Below are 16,772 nucleotides of genomic sequence, written 5' to 3' on the forward strand. Positions count from 1 at the left end.
TCCCTGCCCGACTGGTTAACCTGCCATACCCAGACCAACAATGTTCGCCGCCAGGATAATTACCAGACAGCCAACGGAAAGTACGCTGACCGGACGACGCCCTACCGACTGCCACTCTTTCAGCAGCAGACCTACAATACCGCCGCACAGCACATACAGGCTCATATGCAGCATCCAGCTGACAAAATCGTACTGTGGCGGGATATTGGCGTGGCCCCAGGCGTAGAAGAAGAATTGTAGATACCACATCAGGCCACCCAGCATCGCAAAGCTAACATTGGCGAGCAGCAGCGGCTTCGCCAGCGAGAGATCGGCGCGCAGCGACAGTGAAGGTTTAACCGCCAGGCGGATAAAGCAGTAGGCCAGATTAACCATCGCACCGCCGCCCATAATCACCACATAGCTGGGCAGCGCTACGTAGAGCGGATCGATACCGGCAGCGGCAGCCGCTTCATGCATCGGCTTCGCCGCATCCATCGCAAACGACATTCCGGCAGAGAAAATCCCGCACATTACCGCCAGTAACAGGCCTTTTTTCAGGTTGAACTCTTCGGCGCTGATCCCCATCGCGCGCTCTTTCAGGAAACCTGCGCGAGACACAATACCAACGCCAATTAGCGCAACCAGCACGCCCAGTAGCGTCATACGCCCCCCGGTGGAGCTGAACAACACCATAAAGCGCCCCTGCAACAGCGGCGTCATTAATGTTCCCACTACCAGCGTAATGCCAATGGCGATGCCGATACCCATCGACATCCCGAGATAGCGCATTGTCAGCCCGTAGTTCACGTTGCCGATGCCCCACATGGCACCGAACAGAAACACCGGCAGCAGCTGAGCCAGCGTGAACTGCTGGAAGTAGCCCCAGAAATCAGGCAGCAGTACGGCACTCACCGCCCACGGCAGAATCAACCACGACATAATGCCGCCTACCGACCACATCGTTTCCCAGGACCACTGTCTGACGCGTTTAAACGGAGCATAAAAGCAGGCGGCGCTGGCAGCGCCCACCAGATGCCACAAGATACCTGCCAGGATTGCGTTGTTCATCGTTATTCCTTTATAAGGTTGAGGCCGCAGGAGAAGACTCTCCCGGTTACCGCGAGTCTAAAGAGTTCATTTCCCCCTCAGCCTTTAGCTGACTGCCCTGTCGACGCACACTGTGGCAAAAATAAGCAGGTAGTCTCGATAGCGATCACAAATCCATTACATCACCGCTGCACCAGTAAACGTGAAATTCGGTTCATAACCTGTTGCAACTCAACCAAATTAACCCTGTTACCGCTGTTATTGTGGAAATTCGTGTGTTTTTGCCAGCTAAACGCTAATTCTGGCAATGAGGTGAAGGTAAAACACGATGTGGCAGGTCAAGGTGGATGAATGATACAAATCATTATCTTTTCATTAACCACGAAAGCCATAATCAATAACGGAGACCTGGCCGATGAGTACCCTACAAAAGCAGATGTTTATTGATGGCGCATTCACTTCACATCAGGGCAACTGGATTGATGTTGTTAACCCATCAACGGAAATCGTCATCGCACGGGTGCCGGAAGGCAGCGTGGAGGATGCCCGACGCGCCATTGACGCCGCCGCCGCAGCGCAGCCTGCCTGGGAAGCATTACCGGCAGTAGAGCGCGGCGTCTGGCTGCACAAAATCGCCAGCGGAATCCGCCAGCGTGAAGGAACTGACCGCCACCATTGTGGCTGAAGGCGGAAAAACGCAGGGGCTGGCGCAAACTGAGGTGCTGTTTACCGCCGACTATCTGGACTATATGGCAGAATGGGCACGACGCTATGAAGGAGAGATCGTGCAGAGCGATCGCCCTAATGAAAATATTTTCGTTTTTAAAAGGGCTATCGGCGTTACCACCGGTATTCTGCCGTGGAATTTTCCCTTCTTTCTGATCGCCCGCAAAGCGGCACCAGCGTTAATTACCGGCAATACCATTGTACTGAAGCCCAGTGAGGTGACGCCGTTGAACGCCGCTATCTTTGCTGAGATTGTGCAACAGGTAGGATTGCCTAAAGGCGTATTTAATATCGTTTTCGGCTATGGCCCGGTTGTCGGTCAGGAGCTGGCCGCTAATGCCAAAGTCGGTATGGTAAGCCTGACCGGCAGCGTAAATGCCGGTATCCAAACCATGACCGCTGCGGCACAAAACGTGACGAAGGTTTCGCTGGAACTGGGCGGCAAGGCTCCGGCAATTGTGATGAACGATGCCGATCTCGATCTGGCAGTAAAAGCGATCGTCAGTTCGCGCATCATTAACAGCGGCCAGGTATGTAACTGCGCGGAGCGGGTTTACGTACAGGAAGGAATTTACGATGCCTTTATGACGCGCCTGACGGCGGCGTTCAGCCAGATCCGCTGGGGCAATCCCGCGGAACAGCACGACATCGATATGGGCCCGCTAATTAACGCCGCAGCCCTGCAACGGGTTGAGCAGAAAGTTGCGCAAGCACTGGAACAGGGCGCGAAGCTGGTTACCGGCGGAAAGCGTGCAGCAGCGACCGGCTATTTCTTTCAGCCCACCATCCTTAGCGGCGTAACCCAGGAGATGACAATAATGCAGGAGGAAATTTTTGGCCCGGTGCTGCCGGTGGCAACGTTCCGCACGCTGGATGAGGCGATCGCGCTGGCTAACGACAGCGAGTATGGCCTGACCTCCTCGCTTTATACGCAGAACCTTAATACCGCGATGACCGCGCTACGCCAGCTAAAATTTGGCGAAACCTATATCAATCGGGAAAACTTCGAGGCGATGCAGGGCTTTCACGCTGGCTGGCGTAAATCGGGCATCGGCGGTGCCGACGGACGTCACGGCCTGGAAGAATATCTGCAAACCCAGGTGGCCTATTTGCAGTTCAGCGGTTCCTGAGAAGAAAACAGGCTGCCGCCTTATCAGGGCGGCAACCTGCCGATATCAGGACAATAGGATCAGAAGGATACCCATTCCTCCTTCACGCCAGCGCTGGCGGGCATCGCATGCTGTCGCACCGGCGCGGTAATGGACAGCGAGGCTTTTACCGCCTGGCTGTTGCCCGGCGCTGACAGCCGGAACTTCGCTACCGAACGCTGTAAATCTTCGGTCTGGCGCTCCAGCGCGCTGGCGGCGGCAGAAACTTCCTCAACCAGCGAGGCATTCTGCTGCGTTACCGTATCCATCTCGGCAACGGCGATTCCTACCTGCGCGATGCCTTTGCTCTGCTCCTCCGAGGCGGAGGCGATCTGTTTCATGATCTCAGTAACGTTACTGACCGCCTGCAGGATAGCGTTCATGGTGCTGCCCGCTTCATTAACCAGTCTGGAGCCGCTGTTAACGCGCTGCACCGAATCACCAATCAGCGATTCAATCTCTTTTGCCGCACCGGCGCTGCGGCTGGCCAGGTTACGTACCTCGCTCGCTACCACCGCGAAGCCGCGCCCCTGCTCTCCGGCACGCGCCGCCTCTACCGCCGCATTCAGCGCCAGGATATTGGTCTGGAAGGCGATGCTGTTAATTACGCTGGTAATTTCAGCAATTTTCTTTGAGCTTTCTGAAATGCCGGACATGGTAGTGACCACATCATTTACCAGCCTGCCGCCTTCGCTGGCGGTCAACGAGGCGTTATCAGCCAGTTCGCTGGCCTGACGCGCATTCTCCGCGTTCAGCTTCACCGTTGCCGTTAGCTGTTCCATACTGGCGGCGGTCTGCTCCAGCGCCGCCGCCTGCTGCTCGGTGCGTGAAGAGAGATCGTTGTTGCCCATTGAGATTTCCGCCGCGCCGCGATAAATATTCTCCGTACCGCCACGAATGGCGCTGACAGCGTCGCGCAGGCTGTCCTGCATGGCACGCAGCAGCGGCACCAGCTTGCCGATACAGTTGCGACCAAAATCATCAATTGGCTGGCTCAAATCGCCATCGGCGATGCTACGGAAACGATCGCGAATGCGATCCAGCGGGCGCACCAGCATGGTGACCAGATAGCGATCGGTAAACAGCAGGATCAGCAGGCCACAGATCACCGCCACGATAATAGTGATGCGAGTAATAATGGTAATGCGATCCACGCTGACGCGCGTCTGATCGAGCATCACGCTCGCCACCGCGTTATATTTTTCCGTCAGCGCGCCAAATTCGCGGCTGAGCGCCGGGGTCACGCTGTTGGCATGGCGGCGATAATCCTCCAGCGAACCCTGCTGTGCCAGCTGCATCTGCGGCTTGACGCCCTGCTCCAGTAGCCGCGCCCAGCTCTCTTCTACCGCCGTGGAGGTGGCGGCATCCATCGGCCCCGGCGCGGCCGAGGTAAACTGCGCCAGCTGCTGCGTCATGCCATCAAGCGCTTTTTGTACATTATCAAACGCCGCGGCGTCCGGCGTTCCTCCAGCGGCACGCGTCTCCATCACGCGTGACAGGCGGGTCACAAAGCGAAAGTATTGATCGTTTCCTTTGCTGAGCGTGGTCATTTGCGCCACCAGCTGCCGATCGACGCTGTTCCCTTCGCTCAGGGCATTTAACGAATGGACGCTGTACATGCCAACCGCCGACCAGAGTAAACAAAACAGGCCAAGGATAGAAAGCATGACGGCGCGTATGGTGAAATTTTTTAATAGCTGCATAGCTGCCTCAGTTCGGTCAACAACCGTGGATATACCGCCTCTCCGGCGGGCTTCCTGACTGTTATCGGCAGCGTTTGGTAAAGTTATACTGTTAGCCGCACCATCGCACGCGCCAGCAAACGCAACAGGCGCAGTCGTAGCCGCATAAAGCGGCGCTGTGGTACGATTGCCGCCTCTCCCTTCATGCCAAAGCGCAGCGTAATATCCTCCCCTGATCGCCAGGCAGGCCAGGGCGTTTCGCCCGCCAGCTGATGGGAAAACTCCGTCGCGTCCTGCGCAAAGCGCAGCCAGTATTCGCTGACGCGATGGGCAAACTGCCGATCCCCTGCGGTAAAGGGACGATCCGCCATCTGCACGTTTTCAGCGTTCAGCGTATCCATAACGTAGGGAATTTCGTTGCCGTGCCAGCTGCCATAGCGGCAGAGATCGCGCGAGTTTTCTGAGACGTAGTCAAAGTAATAGCGCCATCCCGGCACGCCCCGCCGCTGCTGCGCCTGCACAGCCAGCAGGGTCATGGTGCCAAACGCCATATCCCGCGCCACTTTACGCCCCAGCCGCACATCATCGTGCTCGTCATACAGCGAGCGGATCAGCTTCAGCGCCAGCGGGCGTCGGGCACGCAGTTCGGTAATAACGGCGGTCGCATTAACGCCAAAATATTCCAGCACGCTGGCTTCATCGCTGTTATAGCCAATCATCAGCGGATAGCGATGCTGACGTGCCGCAGTGAAAACCTCCACCATCGGCTTCGGCAGCACGCGATCGCCCGCGATAGCCACCGGCCCGTTGCCCAAATGAGCGGGCAGCGACCAGAAGCTGTCGGCGGGCAAGGCGCGCAGCTCTTCTGCCGTGGCGTTATCCAGCCCCAGGTGGTGCGCCACGGCCACGCCACAGGCCAGTGCCTCAGCCCGTTTTTTATCCGGCAAACTGTAGGCGCTCTGCACAATACCCTTATGAAACAGTCCGGCGGCCAGCGGCGAGGTGAACAGCGACAGCACGCTGCGCCCGCCAGAGGATTCACCAAAAATAGTGACGTTGCGCCGATCGCCACCGAAAGCAGTAATATTACGCTGCACCCACTGTAGCGCGGCAATCTGATCCAACAGCGCGAAGTTATTGATCGCTTCACCCTGTGGCACTTCGGCATCCAGTGCCGGATGCGCAAAGAAACCGAGGTGCCCCAGCCGATAGTTAAGCGTCACCAGCACCACGCCACGGGCAGCCAGCGCCCGCCCGTTGTAAGGAGGTAATCCACCGGCGCCAATGCTGAATCCACCGCCGTGAATCCATACCATGACCGGCAGAGACCGGGCAGGTTCCATATCTGGCGTCCAGACGTTCAGATAGAGGCAATCCTCGCTCAGCGGGCCGGGCTCGCCGCCGCCCGCCAGTACACAATATTCACGGTTTTGCCAGCTGGCATTGCCCCATTGCAGAGCATCACGTACGCCCTGCCACGGGGCAACCGGCTTCGGGCCGCGCCAGCGCAGCGCCCCAACCGGTGGCGCAGCATAGGGAATGCCTTTGAAAACAAAAACGCCGTCATCAACTGTACCGCGTAATGCACCTTCAGCTGTGTGAATGGTTAAAGGTTCATTTCTCATTATTTTTTCCATTGTAAAGCCCGATTTTATTATTCGCAGGCTCGGTTTCATTGTCCATGCTGACGGTGATTTTGCAGATTATGCTGATGCCGCTTGCCATAATTACGGATTTACGCCATAGCGGCATGGCCCAGTGATAAACAAATCCAGAGCAACGCCAGGCTACATGTCAATATTTAACGTAAATAAAATTTATATGTTAGCAGGGTAAGCAGGCCAACAATGCGGCCTGCACTATCAGGGAGAAGAATAAACGACGGGGAGAGAAATAAATAAGCAGATTCGGTGAGCTAGTAATCCTGCAATCCACAGCGGCGCAGGCTTTCTGCCTGACGAGCTGCATACAGGGACATTTCATCAATGACCGGCGCTCCTAATGCCGCTTCAAACCCGGCACGCCCGGCACCGCCGGAGAAGACCTCCTGCCTGCCGTCACCCAGGTTGGACTGAAAGATACCGGCAGCGCTGACCGGCAGGAAATCTTCATATACCTGTGGGTCGGCTGCCAGCAGCCCCTGCGCAATCAGCGTTTCACAATCCGCCTGCGGCGGCATCTCCTGCAGGCGTCCCTGCTCCGTTAACCGGTATTCAAACCAGGCAAGTCGCTGTTGGCGTAATGCCGTTTCGCTATCCGGGAAATCGCTGAAGGCGTCAGCCAGCGCCTGTTGATGCTGTTGATTATCAGCACCTCCCCCCGCCTGCGCCAGCAGCCGATCGTAGCGCTCGCGTCCGGCTTGCGTCAGCGCAACGCCACGCTGCTCAATTTCCCCAAAGCGTGCCGTATGGTATCCGGCGCTACCGTCGCGAAACATCACCGCCTCTTCCAGCGCCTTAAAGCTGGTTTGTCGCAGCAGGATTGGTACGCGGCGATGCGGCGGCCCTTCGATAATCGCCTTTGGCGTAATACCATACTGCGGCATCAGCGCCTGCACGCGATCGATATCAAGCGTGCGCGGCGTCAGATGGTTGATATGGCAGCCGGGAAAGCAGACGACGTCGGCGATAAGCCGGTGCTGCTGGTGCAGCGCATCATAGGTGGCGCGATCGACCGTAGTTTGCTGGTGCCAGCGGAAAGTTTCCAGCGCCTCACGCACAAACTCCTCTGCCTGCTCTTCGTTCAACCCACCCTGTTGCCGGTGTTGCTCAATCAACGCCAGACAGCGCGGCGTAAAGATTTGGCGCTCGGCCAGTATCGACGCGGCTTTCTGCCGCAGCGCGATATCTTCGATTAACTCCAGCCGCAGCAGCGAGGTAAACAAGCGAAACGGATTACGCCGTAGCGCAGCGCCTTCCGTTGGCCGAAACGCCGTAGAATGTACCGGTACGCCCGCAGGAGCCAGATCGTAATAGCCGACCGGATACATCCCCATGATGGCGAACAGCTGGCGCAGCGTATTCAACTCCTGTGCGCTGCCGACACGAATCGCCCCATGACGCTCCACGCTGAGACGCGCCAGTTCATCCGTCGCCGCCAGCCGCTCAGCCAGCGCATTATCATGCGCCAGCACCTGTTGGTTCACTTCTGCTACCAGCTTCAGCAGCGTGCCGTACTGCGGCACTTCCTGCTGATACATGACCGACATCGCCTGAGAAAAACGTTCGCGGAGGGCATCCGCGCTGACAAACTTTTCCATAGCCCCGCCTTAGTTGCGCCTGTTTGTCATCACTGTAAAGCAAGCGCCAGCGCGGCGGAGAATAGATGTTAAATTTGTGATCAATACAGTAAAAGTGCGGTGAGGATTGTTGTCACGTCGCGTTTACATATTAGTTCAACCGCGTGATTATCCGCGCCGCTGCTTGGCCAGCAACATTAACGAGGTCAGCACCGCCGGTAGCGCCAGCAGCATAAATATCTGGCTAAAGGACCAGCCCAGCGTCAGCATTTCTGCGCCCACCACCGCGCTGAGAATCGCGCCCAGACGCCCGATACCGTGCATCCAGCTGGCTCCGGTCGCCCTGGCCTGCACCGGATAGTAGCTGGCTGCCAGCGCGTTCATACCGGTATTGGCACCGTTAAAGCAGAATCCACAGCAGAAAGCGATAACCGCCATCAGCAGCGGCTGCGCCGGTACGCAGCCAAGCAACAGCGTTGCCAGGGCACCGGCAGAGTAAATGATCGCCAGCGCCAGGTTAGGGTTTATGCGATCCATCAGCCAGCCCGCAAACAGCGATCCCAGCGTTCCTCCCGCCTGATACATGGCGGTAATCAGCGCGGCGGCGGTAACGCTTAGCCCCAGATCGCCAATTAACGCAGGCATCCAGCTGCCAATCAGATAGACGAGAAACAGCCCCATAAAATAGCCGCCCCACAGCATCAGGCTGCCAAAGCGGTAGCGTTCAGACAGTACCGTACCGATAGCGCTGACATCGGATGTCGTCGCGGCGGGATAGAGAAAACGGCTCTCTTCAGGCATGCGCTCCGGCCACATTCTTTCGACAATAGCCCGGATACGCGATACCGGTGCCTGGCGCGCCAGCAGAAAGCGCACCGATTCAGGCAAATAACACAGCAGCAGCGGCACCAGCAGCAACGGCAAAATTCCCCCCATCAGCAATACCGTGTGCCAGCCGAAGCCAGGAATCAGCCATGAGGCAGCTACCCCGCCGCTGGCGGCCCCAAAGGTGAAACCGCAGAACACCACGGTAATCAGAAAGGCGCGTTTACGTTCCGGGACATACTCTGATATCAGCGTTGCCACGTTTGGCATCGCCGCGCCCAGTCCCAGGCCGGTCAGCAGGCGAAACAGCATAATTTGCTCAATGCTTTGCGCCATGGCCGTTGCCAGCGTCCAGAGACCAAAAAAGAAAACGCTACCGATAATGATCCAGCGTCTGCCATAGCGATCGGCCAGCGGACCGGCAAACATCGCTCCCAGCGCCAGACCGACCAGCGCGGCACCAATTGCCAGGCCAAGCTGGTGGCTGGTTATCTGCCATGCGCTGCGTAGCGCTGGCGCAATGAATCCCATCAGCGCAATATCCATGCCGTCCATCGCAACGATGATAAAGCTCAGCGTAATCAGGCGGCGCTGAAAGGCGCTGAGGCCGTGCTGATTAATAAGCTGGCGTACATCAATAGCTTGTGTACTGTTCAATGCACTCCCTCCGCGGCTGGTTGCCAGCAAGCGCATCCGCCCGCAATAGAATAGAAATACTTATCATAACGAAACTCAATCTCATTTGGCTACGACCTTGCCATTGTGCAAATTTCAAACGTTTATTTTTTTAACGGTACTTTTTCAAGAGGTTATTGAACAATTATTCATACGGAAAAGTCATCTTAAATAAAAGTAAGATTACTTTTGCTCGATTAAGACAGGTGATTTATTATACAAACAATGCTAATGTTAAATTTAATTTGCAATAAAGTTAACAAAATCACAATCTGGCGCTTGCGTTTGTTCCGTTAGCCTTCCTACTCTCTGGTTATGGAAAAAAACTACCTGTTTAATCAGCGCATTCGACTGCGCCATCTACATACGTTCGTTGCGGTCGCACAGCAGGGCACGCTGGGCCGCGCGGCGGAAACGCTCAGCCTGAGCCAGCCCGCGTTATCCAAAACGCTTAACGAGCTGGAGGAGCTGACTGGCGCGCGCTTGTTCGAGCGCGGACGTTTGGGTGCCCAGCTGACCACTATCGGCGAACAGTTCCTTACTCACGCTGTAAAGGTGCTGGACGCGCTCAACCATGCCGGGCAGTCATTTGCTAATCCTGCGAGCGATCGTCCGGTCGTTATTCGTCTGGGCGCGTTGACCACGGCGGCGATGGGGATGCTGCCGCAAATTCTCGATCGCTTTCATCAACAGCAGCCGCAGGCCACGGTACAGGTAGCAACATTACATAACAATGTATTACTGGCGGGACTGAAGGCGGGCGAGTTTGATCTTGGGATCGGACGTATGGCCGATGCTGAGATGATGTCAGGCCTGGTTTATGAGCTGCTGTTTCTGGAGTCGCTGCGGCTGGTAGTCAGACCGGAGCATCCGCTTTTAAGTGACAACGTCACGTTATCACGCGCTCTGCAATGGCCGGTGGTGATCTCGCCGGAAGGCACGGCACCGCGCCGTATCGCTCAGGCGATGATGGATGCGCAAGGCTGCAAACTGCCGCCCAGCTGTGTGGAAACCTCCTCCACTTCGCTGGCGCGTCAACTGGCGCTACGTTATGACTACGTGTGGTTTGTGCCGTCCGGCGCGGTAAAAGAAGATTTGCTGCACAGCGCGCTGGCTGCCCTGCCCATCGCTTCGCACGGCCCCGGCGAACCGGTTGGAATTATTACCCGCTCAGGCCATACGCTGAGCCTGAGCGCTGAAATTTTACTGGCGACGATCCGAAAAAGCCATTCCGGTTAGAGAAAGGTAAGCGGCTGACAGAGGTCAGCCTGCGGGTTACCGGCTGCGCTTGGCGTGCCGTTCACGATTATCCAGCCGCGCCTGTTCCGTTTTACGCATACCAACATAAATCGCGCCGCTGCCGCCGTGCTGCGGCTGCGCCATGCAGAACGCCTGCACATCATCAAACTGCTGTAGCCAGCGCGCCAGATAACTGCGCACGATATTGGCGTGGGATTCATCCTCCCTCCCTTTGCCATGCACAATCAGCAGGTTACGCAGGTTGTCCTTACGTGCTTCCATCATAAAGGTAAACAGCTGCTGGCGGCAGTTTTCCACCGGCTGACGCAGCAAATTCAGGCTGGCATCCAGCCGGTACTTACCCAGACGTAGCTTATCCAGTACTCCCTGCTGGATGCCTTCGGCTTTATATTCCAGTGGCTCGCTGAGCGGAACGATATCGAGAAAGCCCCGAATAAGAAAATTTTCCATCTCTTCGTTCGCTGGCGGTCGCGGCGTTTTCGGCGTTGACGTTTTCAGCCAGTGAACATTTGCGCAATCTTTCAGCGGAGTGACATCTTCCATGGCGTCACGAAACAGATCTTTATCGTCAAGGTTCATGGGGCCTACCTCACGCCTGATATGTCGTGGCAATGCACGAAGAAGAAAAAAACGGGTAACGTCGCGGCAATTTTAACTGATTAGCAGCACATTGCCAAAGCGGTCGTCGATGCGCCATTGAGAGGGCTGAAATACGCACTTTTTCGCCAATTTATTCATGCCATCTTTCGGGCTACTTAAGTGTTAAAAGCACATTTTGAGACAGACCTTGTTGGAAAATTTCTTTGTTTTTGTTCGTTAACAAAATAAAGCACATATTTTACCCCATTAATTACATTAATGTTATCTGATGATAACACCCTTGATTTTTATGCGGTTAAATGTGCGCTTATGGATTCCATTTCGCGCAAGAAAAATGTTAAAATTGACCTCAGTCAATTATCGTTGAGGATGTCAGATGATCCCGGAAAAACGAAGCATTCGTCGCATACAGTCTGGTGGCTGCGCAATTCATTGCCAGGACTGTAGCATCAGTCAACTTTGTATCCCGTTCACGCTGAATGAACATGAGCTGGATCAGCTGGATAATATTATCGAGCGTAAAAAGCCGATTCAGAAAGGTCAGGCGCTGTTTAAAGCGGGTGACGAACTGCGTTCGCTGTATGCGATTCGCTCCGGGACGATTAAAAGCTATACCATTACCGAACAGGGCGATGAGCAAATCACCGGCTTTCATCTGGCGGGCGATCTGGTTGGCTTTGACGCTATCGGTTCCGGCCATCACCCCAGCTTTGCTCAGGCGCTGGAAACCTCAATGGTTTGTGAAATTCCCTTTGAGACGCTCGACGATCTTTCCGGCAAAATGCCCGCCCTGCGTCAGCAGATGATGCGCCTGATGAGCGGCGAAATCAAAGGCGATCAGGATATGATTTTGCTGCTGTCGAAGAAAAATGCTGAAGAACGCCTGGCGGCCTTTATCTGGAACCTGGCGCGGCGCTTTGGTCAGCGCGGCTTCTCCCAGCGCGAGTTTCGTCTGACCATGACGCGCGGCGATATCGGTAACTATCTTGGCCTGACGGTGGAAACCATCAGTCGCCTGCTGGGACGCTTCCAGAAAAGCGGCATGCTGGCAGTAAAAGGCAAATATATCACCATCGAAGACCACACCATGCTGGCCGATCTGGCTGGTCAAAGCCGCGGCGCTGCCTGATATTTGGCCGGGTCACAATTTGTTATTTTGTTGATCCGGCTGGAACTTTTTCTCTTTTTCCTGACCTGTTAATGGGCTATCTTTAGCTGACACGCTCTGGTGTTAGGAGAAGCCGTTATGGTTAAGTATCAAAACATTCTGGTGGCGATAGATCCTGAGCAGGACGATCAGCCCGCGCTGCGTCGGGCTGTCTATCTCAATCAGCGAATCGGCGGCAAAATTAAGGCCTTTTTGCCTATTTATGATTTTTCTTATGAGATGACCACCCTTCTGTCACCTGATGAGCGCGTCACCATGCGCAAAGGGGTAATCAGCCAACGGACAGAATGGATTCGCGAACAGGCGCACGCCTACCTGGAAGCGGGCGTCGATATCGAAATTAAAGTCGTCTGGCATAACCGCCCTTTCGAAGCCATCATTCAGGAAGTGTTATCCGGTCAGCACGATTTAGTGCTGAAAATGGCACACCAGCACGATCGGCTGGAGTCGGTCATCTTTACGCCAACCGACTGGCATCTGCTGCGCAAGTGTCCCTGCCCGGTCTGGATGGTTAAAGATCAGCCCTGGCCGGAACAGGGGCGCGCAGTAGTGGCGGTTAACCTTGCCAGCGAAGAGCCGCATCACGATGAGCTGAACCAGAAGCTTATCCGTGAAACCACCGAACTGGCGGAAATGGTAAACCATACCGAAGTACATCTGGTGGGCGCCTATCCGGTTACGCCGATCAATATCGCTATCGAGCTGCCCGATTTCGATCCCAGCGTTTATAACGACGCTATTCGCGGTCAGCATCTGGTGGCAATGAAAGCGCTGCGGCAGAAATTTTCCATTGATGAAAAATTCACCCACGTCGCTAAAGGCCTGCCGGAAGAAGTGATCCCTGAGCTGACGGAGCATCTGAACGCGGGCGTAGTGGTGCTGGGTACGATTGGGCGTACCGGGCTGTCGGCAGCCTTCCTCGGTAATACCGCAGAGCAGGTTATCGATCATTTACGCTGCGATCTGCTGGTGATTAAGCCGGACAATTTCACCTCACCCATTGAGCTGGACGACGATGATGATGAAGATGATTAAACGCGACTGACGGACGTGCGGTTGTGGGAAAACGAAAACGGGCTGCCGACATCGTGTCGACAGCCCATTTTTATCAGGCTTAAAGCGCTTTCAGAATAGCATCAACGCTCTCTTTGGCATCGCCAAACAGCATCTGCGTATTCTCTTTGAAGAACAGCGGATTCTGAACCCCGGCGTAACCGGTATTCATCGAACGTTTAAACACCACCACGTTTTGCGCCTTCCAGACTTCCAGCACCGGCATGCCAGCAATCGGGCTGCGCGGATCTTCCTGCGCGGCGGGGTTAACGGTATCGTTCGCGCCAATCACCAGTACCGTATCGGTATCGGTGAAGTCATCGTTAATCTCATCCATTTCCAGCACCACGTCATAGGGCACTTTCGCCTCCGCCAGCAGCACGTTCATATGTCCTGGCAGACGTCCCGCCACGGGATGGATGCCAAAACGCACGTTGATGCCGCGCGCGCGCAGTTTTTCCGTCAATTCAGCAACCGGATACTGCGCTTGTGCCACCGCCATGCCGTAGCCGGGCGTGATGATGACCGAGGTGGAATTTTTTAGCAGCTCAGCGGTATCCTGCGCGCTGATTTCACGGTATTCACCGCTCTCCTCTTCATCGCCAGTTGCCGTTCCGTCACTGCCGAAGCCGCCAGCAATAACGCTGATAAAGGAACGGTTCATCGCTTTACACATAATGTAGGAAAGGATGGCACCGGAGGAGCCGACCAGCGCGCCGGTTACGATCAACAGATCGTTGCTCAGCATAAAGCCTGCCGCCGCTGCTGCCCAGCCGGAGTAGGAGTTCAGCATCGAAACCACCACCGGCATATCCGCCCCGCCGATAGAAGCCACCAGGTGCCAGCCGAAGACCAGGGCAATAATCAACATAATCAATAGTGCAAAGATCTGTAGCCCGACACTCTCGGTGCGCACGAACATCACCAGCAGCAGGAAGGAAACCACCAGCGCCAGCAGATTGAGCTTGTGGCGATGCGGCAGCATCAGCGGACGCGAGGAGATCTTGCCGCGCAGCTTACCAAACGCCACCACCGAACCGGTAAAGGTCACCGCACCGATAAAGATGCCGAGGAAAATTTCGGTGAGGTGAATATTCTCCATCACCGCTTCCAGCCCCGGTCCATGATCGATATAGCTGTTGATGCCAACCAGTACGGCGGCCAGACCAACGAAGCTGTGCAGGATCGCCACCAGCTCCGGCATTTCGGTCATCTCAACCTTTCTTGCCAGATGGATGCCGATAGCACCGCCGATAACCATCGCCAGCAGAATCCAGCCGATGCTGCCTGCGTCAGGTCCAAAAATGGTCGCCAGCAGCGCAATCGCCATGCCCGCCATGCCGAAAATATTACCCTGCTTCGAGGTTTCATGTTTTGAAAGCCCCGCCAGGCTGAAGATAAAAAGTATGGCCGCAACAATATAGGCTGCAGTCACTAATCCGCCAGACATATTGTTACTCCTTAGTTTTTACGAAACATTTTCAACATACGTTGGGTGACGGTAAAACCGCCGAAGATGTTGATACTGGCAATCAGCACGGCGATAAAGGCAAAGAAGGTTACCCAGCCGCCATGACCAATTTGCAATAACGCACCTACGACGATAATGCCAGAGATGGCGTTAGTTACCGACATCAGCGGCGTATGCAGCGCATGGCTGACATTCCACACCACGTAATACCCCACCACGCAGGAAAGCGCGAAAACGGTAAAGTGTGAGAGGAAAGCCGCAGGTGCCACGTTAGCAAGGGAGGCGAACAGAATAATCGCCAGCGCCAGCAGCAGATATTTACGCCACGGCGCGGCGGGTTTCGTCTCTGCCACCGGTGCGACCGTTTCCGGCTGCGCGGCTTTGGGCGCGGCAGAAACCTGGATCGGCGGCGCAGGCCAGGTGACTTCTCCGTCGCGTACCGTGGTCACGCCACGGATAACCACATCGTCGAAATCGATATCGATCTCGCCGTTTTTCTCTTTACACAGCAGCTTCAGCAGATTTACCAGGTTGGTACTGTAAAGCTGGGAGGATTGCGTCGGCAGGCGACTTGGCAGATCGGTATAGCCGATAATTTTCACCCCGTTGGCGCTGGTGATCACCTTATCCGCCACGGTCAGCTCACAGTTGCCGCCGGTCTGTGCCGCCAGATCCACTACCACGCTGCCAGGTTTCATGGCCGCTACCATCTCAGCGGTGATCAGGCGCGGAGCCGGTTTGCCCGGAATCAGCGCGGTCGTGATAATGATATCCACCTCTTTTGCCTGCGCGGCGAACAGCGCCATCTCCGCAGCGATAAACTCGGGTGACATCACTTTGGCATAGCCGTCGCCGCTGCCCGCTTCCTCTTTAAAATCCAGTTCGAGGAACTCCGCGCCCATGCTTTGTACCTGCTCTTTCACTTCCGGGCGGGTATCAAAAGCACGGACGACGGCACCGAGACTGCGCGCCGCGCCGATAGCGGCCAGGCCAGCCACGCCTGCGCCGATGACCATGACTTTCGCCGGGGGAACTTTGCCCGCAGCGGTAATCTGGCCGGTAAAGAAGCGCCCAAATTCATGCGCTGCCTCCACTACCGCACGGTAGCCTGCGATGTTCGCCATCGAACTCAGCGCATCAAGCGATTGCGCACGGGAAATACGCGGCACCGCATCCATTGCCATCACGTTAATCTTGCGGGCCGCCAGTTTTTCCATCAGCTCCGGGTTCTGCGCGGGCCAGATAAAACTGATCAGCGTGCTGCCCTCACGCAGTAGCGCAATCTCTTCATCATCCGGCGCGTTGACCTTAAGCACGATATCAGACTGCCAGACCTGCTGGCGATCCACCAGTGTGGCCCCCGCCTGCTGATAGGCGCTGTCTTCAAAGCTGGCTGCGGTGCCCGCCTGCTGCTCAATCGCCACGCTAAATCCCAGCTTCAGCAGCTGCTCTACCGTTTTTGGCGTCGCGGCAACGCGTGCTTCATTAGACAACCGCTCTTTGGGTACTCCAATTAACATAGTTTTCCCTTTCATCGGTTAGTGTTGACCCTGAACGGCGGAATAAACGATCCGCTGTTCGCCCCATATTTTGTATCAAAGTGTTATAACCTACTGAATATATGTCTTACGATCTAGCTACAACGATCACGTTAGTGCTTTTCGCACAAAAATGTATTACTAGCGGGCTAATTCTTTATTTTCTCCACGAGAAGATGCTTTACGCAGCAGCTTTATGCTGTATTTAACGTTTGCAAATCACAACAAAACCGTAAATTTACTTTTTGTTAACAACCAGTTATCTTAATAGTTTGTATTACTAACCTGTTATAGCGTTAAATGACATGAAAAGTACATATAAAACCGATAGTCTCGACGCGCTCGTTGAGTAGAGAAAT

At 55.4% G+C, this 16,772-nt stretch carries 11 protein-coding genes and 1 pseudogene; 4 read left to right on the top strand and 8 right to left on the bottom strand.

Features of this window, described 5'->3' with window-relative positions; all coding sequences use genetic code 11:
- Positions 1-15 precede the first annotated feature (15 nt).
- Complete coding sequence (rhaT, locus tag C7M51_RS06715) at positions 16-1,050, bottom strand: L-rhamnose/proton symporter RhaT (RefSeq protein WP_160621075.1); 1,035 nt, start codon at positions 1,048-1,050, stop codon at positions 16-18.
- Between the two features lie 394 nt (positions 1,051-1,444).
- Here rhaT and aldA point away from each other — a divergent pair.
- A pseudogene (gene aldA, locus C7M51_RS06720) lies at positions 1,445-2,885 on the top strand (aldehyde dehydrogenase).
- A gap of 59 nt (positions 2,886-2,944) precedes the next feature.
- On the opposite strand, the gene C7M51_RS06725 reads toward aldA, so the two are convergent.
- The 4 genes from C7M51_RS06725 to C7M51_RS06740 form a co-directional block, all read right to left on the bottom strand.
- Positions 2,945-4,606, bottom strand: a complete 1,662-nt coding sequence (locus C7M51_RS06725; RefSeq protein WP_160621076.1) for a methyl-accepting chemotaxis protein — start codon at positions 4,604-4,606, stop codon at positions 2,945-2,947.
- An 83-nt stretch (positions 4,607-4,689) separates the two neighbouring features.
- Entirely contained in the window at positions 4,690-6,210 is a 1,521-nt protein-coding gene (locus tag C7M51_RS06730; RefSeq protein ID WP_160621077.1) for a carboxylesterase/lipase family protein, read from the bottom strand.
- 290 nt (positions 6,211-6,500) lie between these two features.
- A complete protein-coding gene (hglS, locus tag C7M51_RS06735; protein ID WP_160621078.1) occupies positions 6,501-7,844 on the bottom strand; it encodes a 2-oxoadipate dioxygenase/decarboxylase HglS in 1,344 nt (447 codons plus the stop codon).
- A gap of 147 nt (positions 7,845-7,991) precedes the next feature.
- Positions 7,992-9,305 carry an MFS transporter gene (locus C7M51_RS06740; RefSeq protein WP_160621079.1) on the bottom strand — a complete coding sequence of 438 codons (1,314 nt, stop codon included), beginning with the start codon at positions 9,303-9,305 and terminating at the stop codon, positions 7,992-7,994.
- Between the two features lie 333 nt (positions 9,306-9,638).
- On the opposite strand from C7M51_RS06740, the gene C7M51_RS06745 reads away from it, so the two are divergent.
- Positions 9,639-10,562, top strand: coding sequence for a LysR substrate-binding domain-containing protein (locus C7M51_RS06745; protein ID WP_160621080.1), 924 nt, complete (start codon positions 9,639-9,641; stop codon positions 10,560-10,562).
- Positions 10,563-10,598: 36 nt separating this feature from the next.
- Here C7M51_RS06745 and smrA read toward each other — a convergent pair whose 3' ends face one another.
- Complete coding sequence (gene smrA / locus C7M51_RS06750) at positions 10,599-11,162, bottom strand: DNA endonuclease SmrA (protein WP_160621081.1); 564 nt, start codon at positions 11,160-11,162, stop codon at positions 10,599-10,601.
- 397 nt (positions 11,163-11,559) lie between these two features.
- Between smrA and C7M51_RS06755 the strand changes: the two genes are divergently transcribed.
- Together C7M51_RS06755 and uspE are read left to right on the top strand one after the other, a co-directional pair.
- Complete coding sequence (locus C7M51_RS06755) at positions 11,560-12,312, top strand: FNR family transcription factor (protein WP_160621082.1); 753 nt, start codon at positions 11,560-11,562, stop codon at positions 12,310-12,312.
- A 117-nt stretch (positions 12,313-12,429) separates the two neighbouring features.
- Complete coding sequence (uspE, locus tag C7M51_RS06760; RefSeq protein ID WP_160621083.1) at positions 12,430-13,386, top strand: universal stress protein UspE; 957 nt, start codon at positions 12,430-12,432, stop codon at positions 13,384-13,386.
- A gap of 79 nt (positions 13,387-13,465) precedes the next feature.
- Here the strand turns inward: uspE and pntB are convergent, their stop codons facing one another.
- Positions 13,466-14,854 carry a Re/Si-specific NAD(P)(+) transhydrogenase subunit beta gene (gene pntB, locus C7M51_RS06765; RefSeq protein WP_160621084.1) on the bottom strand — a complete coding sequence of 463 codons (1,389 nt, stop codon included), beginning with the start codon at positions 14,852-14,854 and terminating at the stop codon, positions 13,466-13,468.
- 11 nt (positions 14,855-14,865) lie between these two features.
- A complete protein-coding gene (gene pntA / locus C7M51_RS06770; RefSeq protein WP_160621085.1) occupies positions 14,866-16,395 on the bottom strand; it encodes a Re/Si-specific NAD(P)(+) transhydrogenase subunit alpha in 1,530 nt (509 codons plus the stop codon).
- Positions 16,396-16,772 lie beyond the last annotated feature (377 nt).

The sequence above is a fragment of the Mixta intestinalis genome (genome assembly GCF_009914055.1).
Lineage (GTDB): Bacteria > Pseudomonadota > Gammaproteobacteria > Enterobacterales > Enterobacteriaceae > Mixta > Mixta intestinalis.